The sequence below is a fragment of the Marinobacter maritimus genome (assembly GCF_007671675.1).
Classification (GTDB): domain Bacteria; phylum Pseudomonadota; class Gammaproteobacteria; order Pseudomonadales; family Oleiphilaceae; genus Marinobacter; species Marinobacter maritimus.
Genome location: NZ_VCGW01000001.1, coordinates 1048756 through 1065385 on the forward strand (window position 1 = coordinate 1048756; position 16630 = coordinate 1065385).

Annotated in this window: 18 protein-coding genes; 1 reads left to right on the top strand and 17 read right to left on the bottom strand. The window is 52.6% G+C overall.

The genetic code is table 11. From position 1 onward, the window contains the following. Positions 1–24 precede the first annotated feature (24 nt). From fhuF to FFI90_RS04785, 7 genes are all read right to left on the bottom strand, one after another. Positions 25–750: a siderophore-iron reductase FhuF gene (gene fhuF / locus FFI90_RS04755; protein WP_144776752.1), complete on the bottom strand. Its 726-nt coding sequence runs from the start codon at positions 748–750 to the stop codon at positions 25–27. A gap of 173 nt (positions 751–923) precedes the next feature. Beyond that, positions 924–3059: a TonB-dependent siderophore receptor gene (locus FFI90_RS04760; RefSeq protein ID WP_144776753.1), complete on the bottom strand. Its 2136-nt coding sequence runs from the start codon at positions 3057–3059 to the stop codon at positions 924–926. Positions 3060–3152: 93 nt separating this feature from the next. After that, positions 3153–4001 (bottom strand): AraC family transcriptional regulator, encoded by an 849-nt coding sequence (locus tag FFI90_RS04765; RefSeq protein WP_186317908.1) that lies wholly within the window; start codon positions 3999–4001, stop codon positions 3153–3155. Between the two features lie 718 nt (positions 4002–4719). Beyond that, positions 4720–5829: a ferrochelatase gene (gene hemH / locus FFI90_RS04770; RefSeq protein WP_144776755.1), complete on the bottom strand. Its 1110-nt coding sequence runs from the start codon at positions 5827–5829 to the stop codon at positions 4720–4722. A gap of 35 nt (positions 5830–5864) precedes the next feature. After that, a complete protein-coding gene (locus FFI90_RS04775) occupies positions 5865–6296 on the bottom strand; it encodes a protein tyrosine phosphatase family protein (RefSeq protein WP_144776756.1) in 432 nt (143 codons plus the stop codon). A gap of 87 nt (positions 6297–6383) precedes the next feature. Then, positions 6384–6854 (bottom strand): YeeE/YedE family protein, encoded by a 471-nt coding sequence (locus FFI90_RS04780; RefSeq protein WP_144776757.1) that lies wholly within the window; start codon positions 6852–6854, stop codon positions 6384–6386. 4 nt (positions 6855–6858) lie between these two features. After that, entirely contained in the window at positions 6859–7296 is a 438-nt protein-coding gene (locus FFI90_RS04785; protein ID WP_144776758.1) for a YeeE/YedE family protein, read from the bottom strand. A gap of 347 nt (positions 7297–7643) precedes the next feature. Between FFI90_RS04785 and FFI90_RS04790 the strand changes: the two genes are divergently transcribed. Further along, positions 7644–8060 (top strand): phasin family protein, encoded by a 417-nt coding sequence (locus FFI90_RS04790; RefSeq protein WP_144776759.1) that lies wholly within the window; start codon positions 7644–7646, stop codon positions 8058–8060. A 3-nt stretch (positions 8061–8063) separates the two neighbouring features. Here FFI90_RS04790 and FFI90_RS04795 read toward each other — a convergent pair whose 3' ends face one another. From FFI90_RS04795 to FFI90_RS04840, 10 genes are all read right to left on the bottom strand, one after another. Beyond that, positions 8064–8693 carry a TetR/AcrR family transcriptional regulator gene (locus tag FFI90_RS04795; RefSeq protein WP_144776760.1) on the bottom strand — a complete coding sequence of 210 codons (630 nt, stop codon included), beginning with the start codon at positions 8691–8693 and terminating at the stop codon, positions 8064–8066. A gap of 18 nt (positions 8694–8711) precedes the next feature. Then, on the bottom strand, positions 8712–9524 hold the full coding sequence (xthA, locus tag FFI90_RS04800) for an exodeoxyribonuclease III (RefSeq protein ID WP_144776761.1): 813 nt from the start codon (positions 9522–9524) through the stop codon (positions 8712–8714). A gap of 80 nt (positions 9525–9604) precedes the next feature. Then, the gene (locus tag FFI90_RS04805) at positions 9605–10357 is read right to left on the bottom strand and encodes a hypothetical protein (protein ID WP_144776762.1); all 753 of its coding nucleotides are present in this window, start codon (positions 10355–10357) and stop codon (positions 9605–9607) included. Further along, positions 10354–10875, bottom strand: coding sequence for a DUF2878 domain-containing protein (locus FFI90_RS04810; protein ID WP_144776763.1), 522 nt, complete (start codon positions 10873–10875; stop codon positions 10354–10356). Before FFI90_RS04810 ends, FFI90_RS04805 begins: the two co-directional genes overlap by 4 nt. Beyond that, the gene (locus tag FFI90_RS04815; protein WP_144776764.1) at positions 10872–12146 is read right to left on the bottom strand and encodes an SAM-dependent methyltransferase; all 1275 of its coding nucleotides are present in this window, start codon (positions 12144–12146) and stop codon (positions 10872–10874) included. The genes FFI90_RS04810 and FFI90_RS04815 overlap by 4 nt, the downstream gene beginning before the upstream one ends. Next, entirely contained in the window at positions 12134–13018 is an 885-nt protein-coding gene (locus FFI90_RS04820) for a DUF1365 domain-containing protein (protein WP_144776765.1), read from the bottom strand. The genes FFI90_RS04815 and FFI90_RS04820 overlap by 13 nt, the downstream gene beginning before the upstream one ends. A 2-nt stretch (positions 13019–13020) precedes the next feature. After that, positions 13021–14286, bottom strand: coding sequence for an NAD(P)/FAD-dependent oxidoreductase (locus FFI90_RS04825; protein WP_144776766.1), 1266 nt, complete (start codon positions 14284–14286; stop codon positions 13021–13023). Next, positions 14283–15083 carry an SDR family NAD(P)-dependent oxidoreductase gene (locus FFI90_RS04830; RefSeq protein WP_144776767.1) on the bottom strand — a complete coding sequence of 267 codons (801 nt, stop codon included), beginning with the start codon at positions 15081–15083 and terminating at the stop codon, positions 14283–14285. Before FFI90_RS04830 ends, FFI90_RS04825 begins: the two co-directional genes overlap by 4 nt. Continuing rightward, on the bottom strand, positions 15080–15547 hold the full coding sequence (locus FFI90_RS04835) for a nuclear transport factor 2 family protein (RefSeq protein WP_144776768.1): 468 nt from the start codon (positions 15545–15547) through the stop codon (positions 15080–15082). The genes FFI90_RS04830 and FFI90_RS04835 overlap by 4 nt, the downstream gene beginning before the upstream one ends. Then, a complete protein-coding gene (locus FFI90_RS04840) occupies positions 15544–16500 on the bottom strand; it encodes an acyl-CoA desaturase (protein WP_144776769.1) in 957 nt (318 codons plus the stop codon). Before FFI90_RS04840 ends, FFI90_RS04835 begins: the two co-directional genes overlap by 4 nt. Positions 16501–16630 lie beyond the last annotated feature (130 nt).

Genomic DNA, 16630 nt, shown 5'->3' on the forward strand with positions numbered 1-16630 from the left:
TCTTCATAATTCGACTTTTGGATATCAGGGTTTACGAATCAGCGGGCAATTGCTGCAGTAATCCAGCTCTGGAATAAGATAGCGAATACAACAAAGACGGCGGCGGCGGTCGAGGCCTTCTCCGGTTGCAGCGATCAGATAGTTTACCGGCTGGAAAAGAGGGTTGCGACGACCATTCAGAAGATAGCGGCTGGCAAGCAGCTCACTTGCGGGCTCAACCGAACCGGAATTAGCCAGAGGGTGAGTTTTCAACGCTTCAGTAAAGTATTCAAAAACGTTGCCGGCGTTGCTCCAGAAGACTTTTGGGGACGCTCCCGAATAGTCAGTTAACGCCGTAATCAGTGGAACAAGATGGCTATCGATCAGTTTGGTGAAGCGGGTGAGGGCGTTTTGAGTGGCCAGTGGCCGGCCAGTATCGGTGATCCACAGCCGGCGGGTTTGTCCTTCAGAACCAACTTCAATGCTGACTTCGTCCAGCCCGATTGGCAGATCCTGGTCAAGTAACAAGTTGGATGCCAGCGTTGTGGAGATCAGTGCGCTGAAATGCCATTTTGACCAAAGAGAAGCGACAGCACGTCGGTCAGTCTGACGATATTGGGTTGAAAAACGTTTTAGTTGTGTGTCCAGTCGCTGGGTGTCAAGCAGGTCTGCGGCTCGCAGCATAGAGCTCTGATCGGGCGGTTCGCCCACGCCGGGGGGCGAGAAACCGTCCAGAGGGCCAAGATAGAGACTTTCCAGCATTGTGTTCATAGGGCTCCGGTAACAAATTCTGAATCCTAACTTTAGTGATAATCTATGTCATTTGTATGCATCGCTAAGCAGCCTAACTGACAAGATCAAAAAGCTCACGGTTATTCTGGTCTCAGGAGGGATGGGCAAGTGGGTTCTTGCCCAGCGGATATTTGGGATGAGTGGAGCGGGTACTAGAAAGTATAAGAGACTGATGCCTCCAACGTTCTCTCCTCACCAAACCAGCAATTAGCACTGTCGAAGCAGCTGTAATAGCGTTCGTTGGTCAGGTTGTTCAGGGACACTCCGATCTCCGTGCCGTTCAACGTGTGCACCAGTTGGCCCAAGTCATAGCGAAGGGCGATGTCCAGAAGAGTAACGTCGGGAACCTTGCCAGAGTTGGTGGTCGCGTCGTATTCGGCTTCGCCGATATAGCGCGCACCGATACCGGCAACCAGACCGCCTAAAACTCCCTGGTCAAAGCTGTAGTCGGCCCAGCCCGACAGCAAATGTTCCGGAACCCACACCGGAGTTTTACCTTTCAGTCCAGAATTATCTTTTGTTATTTCTACGTCCTGGAACGTGTAGCTCAGGGTTAGCAGCAGGTTGTCCAGAGGCTGAGCCAGAGCTTCCAACTCTACGCCCTGCGAGCGTACGGCACCCGCCTGGATCTTGTCATACGGGCCGCCCGCTGGGTCACGGGTTGGTACGTTCTCTTTGGTAATCTGGTAAAACGCGAGGTTGGCGGTGGTGCGTTGGTCCGGTGACTGATACTTAACGCCCAATTCCCACTGATCTCCGATGGAGGCATCAAATTCATTACCATTTCGATCCCTCCCGGTTTGTGGTTCGAAGCTTTGTGCGTAGTTAAGGTAAGGCGAGAGGCCGTTTGCGGCCTGGTACATGATTCCGGCACGCGCTGAAACATTATCCTGGTCGAGCTTTGCGTCTACAGCAGTGCCGTACTGTGTTCCGTTTTCCGTGCCTGTGAAATCGTCCCAGCGTACACCGCCAATCATCACAAACCGGTCAATTCTGACCTGATCTTGCAGATAAACACCCAGCTGCTTTTTCTCAATGTTGAAATCAGATGAATACGGCGTGTCTGTGATGTCGATCGTCGAGCGTGAAATTTGCTGATGATTTGGATTGAAGAGGTCAATGGAGGGCGCGCCGCTTCCACCCGCCGTATCCTCATAGATGACGTCTGATTTCAGGCTCAGATAATCAAAACCCACCAGTAAGTTGTGCTCGGCTGCGCCGGTTTGAAAGCGCCCGGAAACCTGGTTGTCGATCGTAAACCCGGTGGTCGCTTCATCGGTCAGATAGGCTTCTCGCGACAGGGTTCGTCCGTCAGCGGCCAAGCCAGTGCCATAGGTATTGGTTTGAAATGCTTCTGCATCGGTGTAGCGAAAGTTCTGCAGAAAATTCCAGTTGTTATTGATGTTGTGGTTGATTTTATAGCCTGCCAGAAGAACCTCTTTTTCAAACTGGTTCCAGTTGGAGTCGCCAGAAAACGCATCGGTATCCAGCTCGCCATTTGGGTTCGACAGAAAAAGACCGGAGGCCGGCAAGGATGTGTAAATGCCCATCTCCGGATCTTTCTGGTAGTACAGATTAAAATTCACCAGGGTGTCATCGCTGATCTGCCAGTCCAGGGAGGGCGCAACCATGTAACGTTCTTCTTCCGCGGTTTCTGCCTGGCCATCTCGGGTGCGAGCCAGCCCAACCAGGCTGTAGGACAGTTCCGGATTTCCTAATTGGCCGCTACTTTCAACAGAGGCTTCATTCAAGTTGCGCGAGCCGGTAGCCAACTCAATCTTATTGGAAGAGCCAGCGGTTGGTTTTTTACTGATCAGGTTGACCATGCCTCCCGGTGGCATGGAGCCGTACAGAGTTGACGTAGGGCCACGAAATACTTCGACCTGTTCAACCGCTAACAAGTCTATTTGTGGCTGAAGGTTCCAGTCGTTGTATAGCAGTTGCATGCCATCGTAGTAGTTTTGGTAGTTGATAAAACCACGAATGCTGAACAGATCCAGACGACCCACGGCTCCTCCGCGCAACTCTGTGTTGACGCCAGGGGAGTATCGAAGCGCCGCCGCGACTGAATCTGCATCGCGCATTTGCAGAGCCTGCTGGTCCAGTACCGATATGCTCTGGGGCGTGTCTTCCGGCTGCAGTGATGTTTTGGTCGCTGTGCTGCGGTAGGTGTCACCGTAAACTGCCAGCTCGTCCAGCTCCATTACCTCGTTCGCAAGAGCGATTTGGCTACTACCTGCGCCCACCGCTATAGCCAGTATCGAGGGTTTGAGAAAAGATCCTTTCATGGTAAAGCCCCGTAGAGTTCAGAGACAGACAAGATAGTCTGTTACATTTATAATGCGAATCATTATCATTATATTTGGTTGTCGGGGCGATACTTAACAGTTTGGTGCATTCCACGAAATCATTGGCCGGCAAAGCTTGACCGGTATCCAATATTCCATAGACACCTGTGGTGCAGAAGGGGTCAATCCGGGTGGGTAAATTTCCAGATCGTAGGCGTGGAGTGCTTCGCAGCCGGAGTTGGGTAGCCAGGCCTGGAAAAACCATTTGAGAACATCTGGCAGGGAAACCAGTGGGCCATGAAACGCGATCACAACGTAGTTTCGGCCTGGCACTGTGATGCTACTTAGCGTATCTGTCGCTGGTGGTTCTTGAACTTCTGTTCCAGCAAGGTAGGTGAAAGATGCGTTGGACCCTCCGGCAAGGTCTAACACACCAATTCTGGGGTGGTCAGCGTCTGCGCTGTTGATGCTACTGAAATCCCGCCACAGGCGCGGGAGCTTGTCATTAAAATCAGGGCAGGCCGAAAACAGGCCGTTCACTTGGCCGGCAACACCAGCCACAGTGAACGTTGGCTGGAAATCCAGCCGGATCCCCGGCACTCGCGAACGCAATGACTCTGGGGGCAGCAGGTCCGGGTGACAAGACATCGGGGTTTTCAGAAGACATGGCAGGCCACGCTGGCGGTATTTTACCGGCGCGCAACCAAAGTGTTGTTTGAAGCTACGGCTGAAACTGATGTCACAGCTGAAACCGCAGGCCAAAGCAATATCGATCATGCGTTGTTTGGTAAAAAGCAGCATCTCAGCTGCCTGGCTCAAGCGCATTTCCCGCACGTAGCGCCCTAGTGAAAGGCCGGTTTGATGGGCAAGGATACGGTTGAACTGCCAGCGCGACAGGCCGCAGCGTTTAGCCAGTGCAGCCACCGCTAATGGCTTATCCAAGTTATGATGAACGTGGTCTAGCACCTGTTGAATTCTATGTAACTGTAACCGACGACTGCTCTCCATTTAACCTCGTTTATGGCTGTTCGAAACCATCCAGAAACCGAAGGCTCTTGGTTCAGTGATCCTCCTATCATCATTGGCAGAGGTTCAACCAAGGGAGCAAGGCAATACCTCGGTTAGCCTGTCGACAATGCACTGAAGCAACCTTCTTCGTATTTTGACTGTCAAGTTAGGTTAAAACTCGTAATATTTAATGATAATCATTTGCAATAATAATTTGTAGTGCTAAATTCTGCTCTGAACACGTTCTTGATTCGGGGGAGAAGATTATGAGTGGATCCGTGGTTCAGTTGGCGGGCTCGTCAAAAAGCATATTCTCTGCTTGGCAGACACTTCGAAAATCCGCTGAGAAAGACAATACCCGAAAAAACCAGGAAAGTGAGTGGCGTATGGGGACTGCCGCTGAGCCGGGTGCTAATACTTGATAATTCACGCCAGGTGGTTGTCGAGTGACTTAGCCGGATGAGGACGAGGGAGATTAAATCGCATGGGGCTGCCTGAAACCCGGGCACCGATCCCCGTTTCAGACACGACTAATGACGACCGTAATCAACTCCCGCTCGGCATCTTTGATACGCATACCCGGAGTTCGAATCCCTGTGGCTCACCGCCATTTTTTCATAGAATCATGCTGTTACCCTCTCTGAATACCCCCTCAAACATCACGACCGGGGTAGATCGAGCCTTTTTGTTCGTCCGCAAGCTTCTGTCGAGTGGCCAGCGTTTCGGGCAGATTATCCGGGGATTTCCAGCCCTGCAGGTTCTCTTCTATCAACTGAACCAGTGCGTCAATGTGCCCGGGCGTGGAATTCAAAGCAGTGATATAGCTAAATTTCACACCGCCGGATTCCATGAAATACCCTCGATTTTCTTCATCAATCTCTTCGATTGTTTCCAGGCAATCAGACGAAAAACCCGGGCAAAACACATCAACGGATTTCACGCCATGCCCGGGAAACGATTTAAGTGTCTCGTCGGTGTAAGGTTTCAGCCATTCTTCTTTGCCGAAGCGGGACTGGAACGTGGTCATATAGTCCTCTTTTGCAAGCCCCAGTCGTTCTGCAAGCAGCCTTGAGGTTTTATGACATTCGCAATGGTACGGGTCGCCCTTGGTCAGGTATTTGAGAGGTACGCCGTGGTAGGACAGCAGCAGCTTCTGATTCCGGCCGTGGTTTGACCAATGGGTCTCTATGTGGCGCGCCATCGCCTCAATGTAGGGCGAATAATCCGGATAGTGAGAAATAAAGCGCAGGTCTGGTAACCAACGGCGCGCTGAAAAATCTTTGGCTATCGCATCAAAGGTCGATGCCGATGTGGAGGCTGAATACTGCGGATAAAGCGGGAGCACCACCAATTTTCTGACGCCCTGTTCTTGCATTTCGTCAAGCACCTTGGGAACGGAAGGGTTGCCATAACGCATAGCAAAACCTACAACCACGTCCGGGCCGTACTTCTTTTTCAGAGCTTCCCGGATGCCCTCAGCCTGTTTTGCAGTGTGGATCAAAAGTGGCGAACCCTCAGGCTGCCACACGCTTGCGTAAGCTGCTGCGCTGCGCTTGGGGCGGATGCGCAGGATAATGCCATGCAATATCAGCCACCACAGAGGGCGGGGTAACTCAACAACTCTGGGGTCGGAAAGGAATTCCGACAGATAACGTCGTAAAGCTGAAGGGGTTGGGGCATCTGGCGTACCAAGATTGGTAACCAGCACACCAATCCTTTCCGGTTGGTTGTGCCGGAAGTTCTCTGAACCTTTGTATTGCATGGGAGGGTGAATCCTGAGCGTTTGGAGCGAAGCGGTTATTTCTGGTTGTCGGACTGTTGCGCCATGCGCGGGGCAAGACCACTTATGTCGTAGCCGGCGTTTCTGGCTTTACTGAATATGTCCTGAGCAGGCGTGGTGCGTGCAGCACTCAGGGCCCAAAGAACCGTGCAACGAGTGCCAGTTCGACAGAAAGCCAGTACGGGCTTTTCGGAAGCCTGGATCATTTCTGAAAATTGATCTACGTCTGAGTCGGTCACATTTCCAGATGCCACGGGCATGTATATCCACGACATACCGTTTTCCCGGGCGGCGGCTTCGATATCAGCCATTGCGGGCTGACCAGGTTCTTCCTTATCCGGACGATTGGCCACCAGTGTTCTGAAACCAAGTCTGGCTGCCTCTGCCACATCTCCGTAGGTAATCTGGGGAGCTACGGAAATTGTGTCATCGATCTTTCGGATATCCATGGGGTTTCCTCTCCGGAGTCGGTAAAAATGCTACGCCATCATCGCATAGGTAATGGCGCATGTCAGAATTATGCCATGTAAAACAGGTCACTCCGGGGCTTTGTAATGCCACCGTTCGCCTGAATCATCGGAGCGAAAAGCTGCTCTTTTGTGTTCAACGAGTTCGAATATACCCATACCGGCCACCATGGATGCAACAAATACAGTAGCTTTGACTTCACCCGCGCCCAAAGCAACAAGACCGGGGCCGGGACAAATACCGGCGATACCCCAGCCAATACCGAACAACAGGCCACCGACAATCAGGCGCTTGTTGATATGGGAATGCCCCGGAACCTTCATGTCGAAACCGAGAAACGACAAGGTTCGTTTACGTGCAATAGCAAATGCCAGAAGGCCCACGATAACAGCACCTCCCATTACGAAGGCAAGTGAGGGGTCCCAGAGACCGGCAATGTCGAGAAAGCCGAGAACTTTCTCCGGGTTTGCCATACCGGAAACAATAAGGCCAAAGCCAAACAGTAAGCCCGCAAACAACGCTGCAACAGCTGATTTCATTCTATTACACTCCCAGCACGTGGCGGATAATGAAAACTGTAACAAAACCCGCGAACATGAAGCTCAGGGTTGCTGCCAGTGATCTGGGTGATAAACGGGACAGGCCACAAACACCATGGCCACTGGTGCAGCCCGATCCGTAGCGAGTGCCAATGCCAACTAACAGACCCGCAATAACCAGCGCAGGATATCCCGCCTCTATTTCAATGGGCGGCAACTGTGCGACCAGCATCCAAAGACCTGGCGCCCCGATAAGGCCGGCCAGAAAAGCTGCTCGCCAGCCAATGTTACCGGCGGATGCCGTCAGTAATCCGCCAAGAATGCCGCTGATCCCTGCAATTCTTCCGTTTAGCAGGAGAAAGCTCGCAGCAGCGAGACCCACCAGTGCACCGCCGGTAAGGGCGGTCCAGGGAGTAAAACTACTCCACGCAATATCAATCATTCAGAAACCCCTGTCTAACCTCAGATCTGGTTTTGGAATATGCTTATAAGTAAGGGCGATAATAGCAAAAAAAAGCCCGGCAGAAATGCCGGGCAGAGGCGTGCGAGTAGTATCCATGAAAGACTTCCAGACAAACCGGTGTCAGCAGAGACTCCGGTATAGAGAAGTATTGACTATAATTTGAACACTTCAAGGATCGGGCCACTCCGTTTGAAAACATTTTTTCATATGGAGCCCGCCTTTATACCGCCGCCTTTGATAATGCGGCTTCCAGGCCGACTGAAATCGACTGCGAGCTGTAATACAATAGCGCTTTATATGCATCATCCCACCCCAGAGGTTGTTAAATGTCTGATGAGAACGACAAGAAGCCCGAAAACGATCCGCAGCTGGCTGCCAAAATAAAAGGCTCAGCACGTCAGATATGGCTTGCAGGCTTGGGGGCCTACACCAAGGCAGAAGAAGATACCGGTCGCTTTTTCGAGCGTCTGGTTCAGGAAGGTGAACAACTGGAAAACAAGACCCGCGGCGTGGTGGAAAAACAGATTCGTTCTGTAGAAGATCGCGTTGAGGGGGTTCGTGAGCGGGCCACCGGGACCTGGGACAGGCTTGAGCACCTCTTTGACGAGCGAGTGTCCGGAGCTTTGCGTCGCCTGGGTATTCACCGGCGGGAGGATATCGAGGCACTTGAGCACAGAATAGAAGCTCTGGAAGCCGAGTTGTCCGCACTCCGAGACAGTAAAAGCAGTGATGAAGAAGAGTAGCCTCTACGAATAGTCCCGGCTGATCAGTTTCGCGTGTTCCTGCACATCTGGTGCGAAATAGGGCACCATGAGGTGCATCATCTGATAGACCCCTCGGCCGGGGTCCACGGATTCCCGATTGTCGAGGTGCGACAGCGTATCAAACGCGCTCCAGTAGCATGCGGTGAGGGTTAGCTGTTCACACAGTGAATCCAGCTCCTCCTGCCCTATCTGCATCATGTTCTGGCGTCGCAGACTTTCGCAGATATTTCTGAAAGCCCCCGTTTTCTTTTTCAGAACCCGCTTGAAACGAACCTGCAAATTCTCGTAGCGTGATAAAACGTTCACGAGATCCTGATACAGAAATCGGTAACGGGCGACGGCTTCAAACAACAAATGCAGAAAAAAGCTCTGTTGATCCAGGCTGATATCAACGTCCTCAGGAACCGCGAGCAAGTCCAGCATTTCCGCCTCGAAGGCTAAAAACAGCTCCTCGACAATGTCGCCTTTACTTCTGAAATGGTAATACAGGTTGCCCGGGCTGATATCCAGTTCATCTGAAATGAGCAAGGTAGTCACGTTCGGTTCGCCCAGACTGTTGAAGAGTGACAGGCTGGTGTTGAGGATGCGGTCGCGGGTTTTTACTTTTGTCATAGTGCGCCCGGCCGACTCTCAGAGTTCAAAGGTTGCCCACACCGGGCAGTGGTCAGATGGCCGCTCCATCCCACGGAAATCGTAAGAAACACCGGCTTCGCGGGCTTTGGGCAACAGGCCGTCGCTCGCCATGATCAGGTCAATACGCAGGCCACGCTTGGGCTCACGCTCAAAGCCTTTGCTGCGATAATCAAACCAGCTGAATGTTTGTGATTCTTCCGGGTGAAGGTGGCGGAATACATCGGTGTAGCCCCGGCTTTCAACCTGGCTCAACCATTCCCGCTCTTCCGGGAGGAACGAACATTTCCCGGTACGCAGCCAGCGCTTGGCGTTGTCCGGGCCTATACCTATGTCTTTGTCCGTTGGTGAGATATTCATATCGCCCATGATAACCACATGGCCATCCTGTTCATTGAGCTCGTCCAGGTAAGCCATCAGGTCGGCGTAGAACTTCTCTTTGGCAGGAAACTTGATCGGGTGACTGCGGCTCTCGCCCTGGGGAAAGTAGCCATTGATTACCGTGAGCTTTTGGCCGTTAACGGTGAACTGTCCTGTAATCAAACGTCGCTGGGCATCTTCAGCATCGCCCGGATAGCCTTTAACGACGTGCTCGGGCTCTGCACGGGAAAGCAGCGCAACACCGTAGTGCGTTTTCTGGCCGTGGAAGTGTACGTGATAACCAAGTTCGCGAATGGCTTCGACAGGAAACTCTTCGTCCCTTACCTTGGTTTCCTGCAGGCCTATGAAATCGGGATTGTGGCTTTGAATCAGGGCTTCAAGCTGATGCAGGCGGGTACGGATACTGTTGACGTTAAAAGACACAAACATCATGGCTAAAAACTCTCCGGCGTTGGTTGCCGCAGAAGTTTAACACATTGAAACCGGTGTATAGTCTTACCGATGAGGTGGCATCAGGGTGTCAGTTGGCATTCCGGGTAGGTGTTAATGGCATAGAGGATAGCTGCGGTGTAGTTCTGGTCAGTATTCTCGCGTACATTGGTCAGGCCGGAATAGGCGGTGAGTGCACCTCTATCATCGTAACCAAGAACGATGGGGTCCACCAGGAAGTTGAGCACAAGGCTGTCCGGGCGAATTTGCACCACATGATCAGCCTTCACATCCGTGTTTTGCGCAGGCTCCAGAATAAAGGCGTAATCTGTGCCCCGGGTTGGGGCGAGGAAACGGAACTTCACTGACTCCCCACTGATTACTTTGTTCCAGTGTCGGCGTACCAGATTGTCAAAGCCTGCATCGACCACCAGGTTGGCGGAAACCTCTGTGCTGAAACGCTTGGTATTGCCCTCGGGTTGCTGCCACTCAACCGAAACAGAATCTGAAGCCGGGTAGGTGATCTTCAGAGACTCTCCAAAATCGGGTTGCCGGAAATCGACTGTTGGGCGAATAGCAGACGGGCGGTAAACGAGAGATTTTTCCGCGAAAGGTTCTCCATTGCCTTCGGTCTGTCGGGTATAGGTAACCCGGTGCTCTAGTGGCCTGAACACTCCGTTTTCGCACGCGCCCTCGACTTGGTGCCGTTCCACATACAGCGGTTCCCCCTCTCTGTTCTCGGCGGACCCAGTGAATTCAAAGCCATTGGCAGACACGGCGCCGGAAAGAGCAACCAGAATAACTGCAGCAGAAAAGCAGCCTGAGCTAAGGTTCATGACGCCAGCTCCGGATAAAGTGATTTTCGGGCAAACAACAATAATGGGAATACCACCATCCAGCCCACAGCCAGTGCGAGGAGGGAAGGAACCAGTTCTGGCAACTCAACTATCCCGATTTCACTTGCTGACCAATAGGCGAAAGGTCCTGCGACAGGAGCGAACAGAAATGCCAGCCAGACCTTACGGCTGATCCAGTTAAGCGAGTGGCTCAGGGTGGTCATAAAAATAGCCCAGATAGCAACGAGCCAGAGCGGCGTAACCAGTACCGCTCCGCTGCCGTAATCCAGTATGCCAAGCCGGAACCAGAGTCCGTCTAGTACAGCGCCGGTAACCGTCCCCAGTCCGATAAACTGCAGCTCTGTAAACCTGTTCTGGCTTACCAAAACAAAGTGCAGGAGTAGGAAAACCAGAACAAGGGCTGGGCCAATCAGGTCGGGATAAGTAACACAGGCAAACCAGCCAATCTGGAAAAGCAGGAAATTCAATATATTACGAGTATTTTTTGAAGTAATCATACACTAAAAATGTTCTGTCGCTTGTTACCGGGCTTGGCGAAAACAAGCTGTGATACGCCGATGGCACGTTCGCTGAACCCCGCCTCGCAATAGGCAAAGTAGAAGTTCCAGAGCCTGCGGAACGCCTGGTCATACCCCATGGACTCGAGCTGGTCGCGATTGGCCCTAAAACGCTCACACCAGTCGCGGAGTGTGCGTGCGTAATGAAAGCCTGTGTCTTCGGAGTGGGTCATAATCAGGTTTGACTCGTTACGTACTGATTCCAGAATGGCACCAAACGATGGAATAAAACTCCCGGGGAAGATAAAGCGCTGGATAAAGTCCACATTTTTAAGGGCTCGAAGGTAGCGTTGCTCCGGCATGGTAATGGCCTGAACAAGGGCCAGGCCGTCTGGCTTCAGAAGCGAATTAATCTGGCTGAAGTAGCTGTCCAGAAACTGCGGACCCACCGCTTCGATCATTTCGATGGAAACCAGCTTGTCGAATTGGCCTGCAAGATCCCGGTAGTCATCAAACAGCAGAGTGATCCGGTGTTCCAGACCCTCACTGCGCACCCTTTCCTGAGCAAGTTCCAGCTGTTCTTTTGAAATGGTCGTCGTGGTTACGTGGCAGCCGAAGTGTTTTGCCGCGTGTATGGCAAAACCGCCCCAGCCGGTTCCTATCTCGATCACCCGATCGTTTGGCTGCAAGTCCAGTTTCTGGCAAATAGTATCCAGCTTATGAACGGCGGCTTCTTCAAGTGTCGATTCCTCGCCGGGATAAATCGCGGAGGAATACATCATGGTTGGATCGAGAAACGATTCAAACAGATCGTTGCCGAGATCGTAATGGGCGCTGATGTTCTTTCGTGAACCGTCTTTGGTGTTGCGGTTCAGCCAATGCAGCCCTTTAAGCGCTGGCTTGGTAAGCCAGCTGAACTTATCTTCAAAATCGTTCATACGGTCGATATTGCGTGAGAAGAATCGCAGCAGCGCAGTGAGGTCGGGTGAGGACCAGTCACCGGCCACATAGGCTTCAGCAGCACCTACACTCCCTCCAGTCAGCAAGTCTCGCCATGTACTCTGATCATGAACAACCAGCTCGGCGGGATGATGTTCTGTATTACCATCGCCAAACACCAAATCGTCCAAGCCGTTTTGACGGATGGTCAGAACGCCTTCCCGCAGCTGCCGAAGCTGTTGAACCACCACGCTTCGGGCAACCCGACTGCTGAGGGAAGCGCTTTCTTGCGTTTCGGAAATACGATTGGCCGATGTGTTCATGTTCTCCATGAGCTTACCTTTCCTCGAATCTTGCTTGGGTCGTCTGCGCTGGTTACGTCCACGCCCCGGTCGCTGCTTCCCAGCCGGTGGGCAGGGTCGCCTTCGCCAAGCTTGTCCGGATGGGTATAAAACGGCGCACCCTTGAATTTCAGTTTCAGGGCGTGCCAGTAAATACCGGCGGCAACCTTGAGCGCTTCCAAAGGGAATTGGCGCAGACTTCTATGGAGAGTTTTACGTGTCAGTGGTGCTCTCTGGACTACCAGCGTGGCATCAAAGTGCTTTTTTCCTTCTTCCAGCACGTTCATATGAATTCTCAGCTCTGGCCCGCGAAAGCTGAACGTCCATTCGTAGTGTTGCGCCATGGCATTGAAAGGAGACACATGAAAGCGCTTGGTGAATCCGAACTGCTCGGTGCGCCAACCTGCAGAACTGGGCTCACTGCCTGTGGTTTCCAGGCAGTAGATGTGGCGCTCATTCCAGGGTGTGTTGGTGATTTGCGCCACAATCACGGCAGGAACATCACCATCAGCGCCACTCTCACCCATGTGGTAGCAGAAATAAAAGCTCACTGGATTGAACACATATCCGGCGTAACGAGGGTGTGTGATCAGTTCAACCGGGCCGTCGGGGCGCCAGCCGGTTGCAGTTTCAACCTGCGCCCGCACCGCTTCTGAAAGCTCACCTGCCTCGGGCCGAAAATAATCTTTTCGTTTCAGGGATAACCAGTTGAAGCGTTCCAGCGAAAAAAAAGGGCTCACACTGGTTACGTTGTTCCACTCGTCGGTATCCAGCGCCAACATACCCGTATGGTATTCAAACTCATGCCGAACGGGATACAGGCGCCGGTGCCGGATTGAGCCTTGTAACCATTGGCTGCTCATTATCAGAGCTCCAGACCAAAATCGTGGGTGAGACGCAGTGCACTGCGCACGCCATCTTCATGGAAACCGTTGAACCAGTATGCTCCGCAATAGTGGGTACGGTTTTTGTTTCCAATTTCCTTGTAACGTTCCTGAGCTTGGACCGCATCCAAAGTAAACACCGGGTGCGAGTATTTGAAACGCTTTATGACCTTGTCCGGAGCAATGTCATGACTCCGGTTCAGGGTAACGCAGAAGGTTTCCGGCGCATTGCGAAAATTCTGCAGTATGTTCATGTTGTAGGTTACAGACACCGGCTCGGTGCTGTGTTTTGGAATAAAGTAGTTCCAAGCGGCCCAGGCTCTGCGGTTGTCTGGCAGCACGCTGCTGTCTGTGTGCAGTACCACATCGTTTTGCTGATAGGGGATGGCTCCCAGAATGTCGCGTTCCTGATCGCTGGGATCAGTGAGCATCGCCAATGCCTGGTCACTGTGGCAGCCGAATATAACCTGATCGAATTCGTGTGACTGGCCTTCAGCCGTTACTGTAACGCCGCTTTCATTCCGGCTGACGGCCTGCACTGGCGAGTTCAAATGGATACGATCCCCAAGCCGTTCCATCATGGCCTTGACGTATTGCGCAGAGCCATCGGTAATAACGCGCCAGGTCGGGCGGTCGTCTACCGACAGCATGCCGTGGTTATTGAAGAACTGGAGGAAAAAACGTATCGGAAACTGTTCAAGTACAATTTCCGGCGCCGACCATATAGCTGCGCCCATGGGGACAATGTAGTTGTTTCGGAAATACCGGGAATACCTGTTGCGGTTCAGATATTCGCCAAGGGTTTCCGTGCTGCGGATAGTGCCGGCTGCCAAGTCCGCTCGGGTTTTTTTATTGAACCTCAAAATCTCGCGAACCATATTGAGAAAAGTCAGGTTAAGCAGGTTTTTACGTTGGGCGAACAGGGAATTCAGGCTGGTTCCGTTGTACTGGAGGCCTGTGGTGCTGCTATCCACGCTGAAACTCATATCACTGACTTCTGATGGCACACCCAAGCGGTCCATAAGGCGCATGAAATTCGGGTATGTCCAGTCATTGAATACAATAAAGCCGGTGTTTACCGGCCAGGTACGCCCGCCGGATTCCACGTACTCGGTGTTGGTATGGCCACCGGCATAATCGCCGGCTTCAAACAGTTGTACATCGTGCTTTTCAGCGAGAAGCCACGCTGCCGTGAGGCCTGAGACTCCCGCGCCGATAACAGCAATACGCTGACGTTCGTTGGTCATTCCATTGGTTCCTGTTCGCTGGAGCTTTTGCGCGCCATGGAGGCGGCCATTCGATCAATCAGGGGTTGGGGCAGGGCGCCCAGACATTTCAGAATCCAGGTGAAGCGCTTTGGAAAGGCTATTTCGTTATGGCCTTTGGCAAGACCGCTGACGATTCGCTCGGCGGCATCTTCAGCAGTCACCAGAAATGGCATCGAAAAATCGTTGCGGTCGGTCAAGGGTGTTTTCACAAAGCCCGGAGAAACCAGAACCACATCAATGCCTTCAACAGCCAGATCCGCCCGCAGGCTTTGCGCGAAGTAGGCCAGCGCGGCTTTCGACGCACCGTAGCCTTCGGCCCGGGCAAACGGAAACCACCAGGCAGACGAACCCACAATCACCAGCGTTGCAGGTAACCCTTTGGCGCGAGAACGGCGCAACGCAGGCAAGGCGATTTCAATACAACGTGCTGTACCGATTACGTTGGTTTGTATGTTCTTTTCGATCACATCGCTGCTGTAATCAGCAATATCGAGGTATTCGCAGGTGCCGGCGTTGAGGATGGCCATATTCAGGTCGCCATGGAATTCCAGCGTTGCCGAAATGGATCGAAGCTCGTCCTTGCTGGTTGTGTCCGCCACCGCGGATGTGATGCGTTCAGGTGCAAGAGCTTCAATTTGTTCCAGCGGCTCGGGCCGGCGCCCGGTAACAATCAGTCGGTGGCCACCGCGAATCAGGGTCTGGGTGACAGATTTACCAATGCCTGAACTGGCACCGGTAATCCAGATATTGGATACGGTATCGAGGCGATCATTCATCCTGCGTAACCCTTAATCCAGCGAATAACACCACCGAGAACCGGCATGTTTTCATACAGCAGTTCGCCGGCATCGAAATAATCGCGGTGATAACAGACTTTGCCGTCCTGCACTTTCAGGTGGCTAATGCCGGCTACCTGTATTTCACAGCCCCCGCGAATGCGCTTGTGGCGCAAATGCATTACCCAGGGAATGGCTGCATAACGGTCCTGAACCACAGAGTCCTCAAATACGAAGTGACAGGAAATGACGTTTTCGTACGCGCCAGCGAAATAGCGTGTCAGGGCATCAAGACCTTCAACAGAACCAAGCGGGTCCTGAAAACGGATATCCTCACTGTAAACAGTCGGAAGCTTGTTCAGATTGCCTTTATCAAGCTGGTTAAACAGAATCCTGAATTGCTCCAGTGTTGTTGGCACGGCCGAATTCGGGTGTCCTACTTCGATAGTCGGGGCAGGTTTCATTTCTGCGCCCTCCTCATTTGGTCAAGTTGGCGGGTTTCTTCCTGAATATGCTTGGGTATCGGGTTTAAGTCCCAGATGATGCCCAGTTTCGACAGCACCCAGAGTCCGTACCAGGTCACATCTATTTCATACCAGCGAAAACCCTGTCGTACAGACTGAGGCCAGCGATGATGGTTGTTATGCCACCCTTCACCAAGTGTCAGGAGGGCAAGCCAAAAGTTGTTTCGGCTGTCGTCTGAGGTTTCGAACCGACGCTTGCCCCAAACGTGGGATAAGGAATTAATGGAGACCGTGGCATGAAACAACACCACAGTGGATACGAAAAAGCCCCAGATCAGCATTTGTAAACCGTTGGTGCCAAGCCCTGGCGCCCAGGCAGCGAGCGCTTCACCCAGGCCGTAAATCAGGATGGCTGCTGCGGCCGGCACCAGTGCATCAAAACGGTTGATGAGCTTGAGTTCGGGGAACTTGAGCCAGTCCCGAATGCGGCGCTCGTCGGTCACGAAACCGGCATCGCAGGTGAACCATCCCATGTGTGACCACCAGAAGCCGCCTTGATGAGGCGAGTGCAGGTCCTGCTCCCGATCAGAATGCTGATGATGATGCCTATGATGCGCTGCCCACCAAAGCGGGCCACGCTGAGCAGCGCTGGCGCCGACCAGGGCGAACACAAACTGGGCAGGACGACTCGTTTTAAAAGTCTTGTGTGCAAAATATCGGTGGTAGAACCCGGTAATCGCAAACATCCGAACCACGAAAAAAACCAGTGCGAAACCAGCCGCAAACGCGCTTACGCCGGTGTAAAATGCCAGCAGGCAGGTTAAGTGGAGCGCCAGAAACGGAATGACGCGCACGAAATTGAATGAACGGGAGGTTGCGTCAATGTGATCCGAACCGGCATCCGAATCGAACCACCTCAAGATATTAATGAACACGTTTTGCACTCGGGTCATACCCTCATTGCCCTTTTTTCTCTGAATTGAACCTGAACAGCGCGGTCTTCGACTAGGTTTTAAAGGTAACCGGGCTTTGTTGCTTAACAGTTTGTACGCTCATACCACAGTACTTGGATGCACGATAAAC

Coding starts and splice junctions, on each gene's coding strand:
- fhuF (WP_144776752.1), bottom strand. CDS start 750: ATGAACACAATGCTGGAAAGTCTCTATCTTGGCCCTCTGGACGGTTTC.
- FFI90_RS04760 (WP_144776753.1), bottom strand. CDS start 3,059: ATGAAAGGATCTTTTCTCAAACCCTCGATACTGGCTATAGCGGTGGGC.
- hemH (WP_144776755.1), bottom strand. CDS start 5,829: ATGCAATACAAAGGTTCAGAGAACTTCCGGCACAACCAACCGGAAAGG.
- FFI90_RS04775 (WP_144776756.1), bottom strand. CDS start 6,296: ATGGATATCCGAAAGATCGATGACACAATTTCCGTAGCTCCCCAGATT.
- FFI90_RS04780 (WP_144776757.1), bottom strand. CDS start 6,854: ATGAAATCAGCTGTTGCAGCGTTGTTTGCGGGCTTACTGTTTGGCTTT.
- FFI90_RS04785 (WP_144776758.1), bottom strand. CDS start 7,296: ATGATTGATATTGCGTGGAGTAGTTTTACTCCCTGGACCGCCCTTACC.
- FFI90_RS04790 (WP_144776759.1), top strand. CDS start 7,644: ATGTCTGATGAGAACGACAAGAAGCCCGAAAACGATCCGCAGCTGGCT.
- FFI90_RS04795 (WP_144776760.1), bottom strand. CDS start 8,693: ATGACAAAAGTAAAAACCCGCGACCGCATCCTCAACACCAGCCTGTCA.
- xthA (WP_144776761.1), bottom strand. CDS start 9,524: ATGATGTTTGTGTCTTTTAACGTCAACAGTATCCGTACCCGCCTGCAT.
- FFI90_RS04805 (WP_144776762.1), bottom strand. CDS start 10,357: ATGAACCTTAGCTCAGGCTGCTTTTCTGCTGCAGTTATTCTGGTTGCT.
- FFI90_RS04810 (WP_144776763.1), bottom strand. CDS start 10,875: ATGATTACTTCAAAAAATACTCGTAATATATTGAATTTCCTGCTTTTC.
- FFI90_RS04815 (WP_144776764.1), bottom strand. CDS start 12,146: ATGGAGAACATGAACACATCGGCCAATCGTATTTCCGAAACGCAAGAA.
- FFI90_RS04820 (WP_144776765.1), bottom strand. CDS start 13,018: ATGAGCAGCCAATGGTTACAAGGCTCAATCCGGCACCGGCGCCTGTAT.
- FFI90_RS04825 (WP_144776766.1), bottom strand. CDS start 14,286: ATGACCAACGAACGTCAGCGTATTGCTGTTATCGGCGCGGGAGTCTCA.
- FFI90_RS04830 (WP_144776767.1), bottom strand. CDS start 15,083: ATGAATGATCGCCTCGATACCGTATCCAATATCTGGATTACCGGTGCC.
- FFI90_RS04835 (WP_144776768.1), bottom strand. CDS start 15,547: ATGAAACCTGCCCCGACTATCGAAGTAGGACACCCGAATTCGGCCGTG.
- FFI90_RS04840 (WP_144776769.1), bottom strand. CDS start 16,500: ATGACCCGAGTGCAAAACGTGTTCATTAATATCTTGAGGTGGTTCGAT.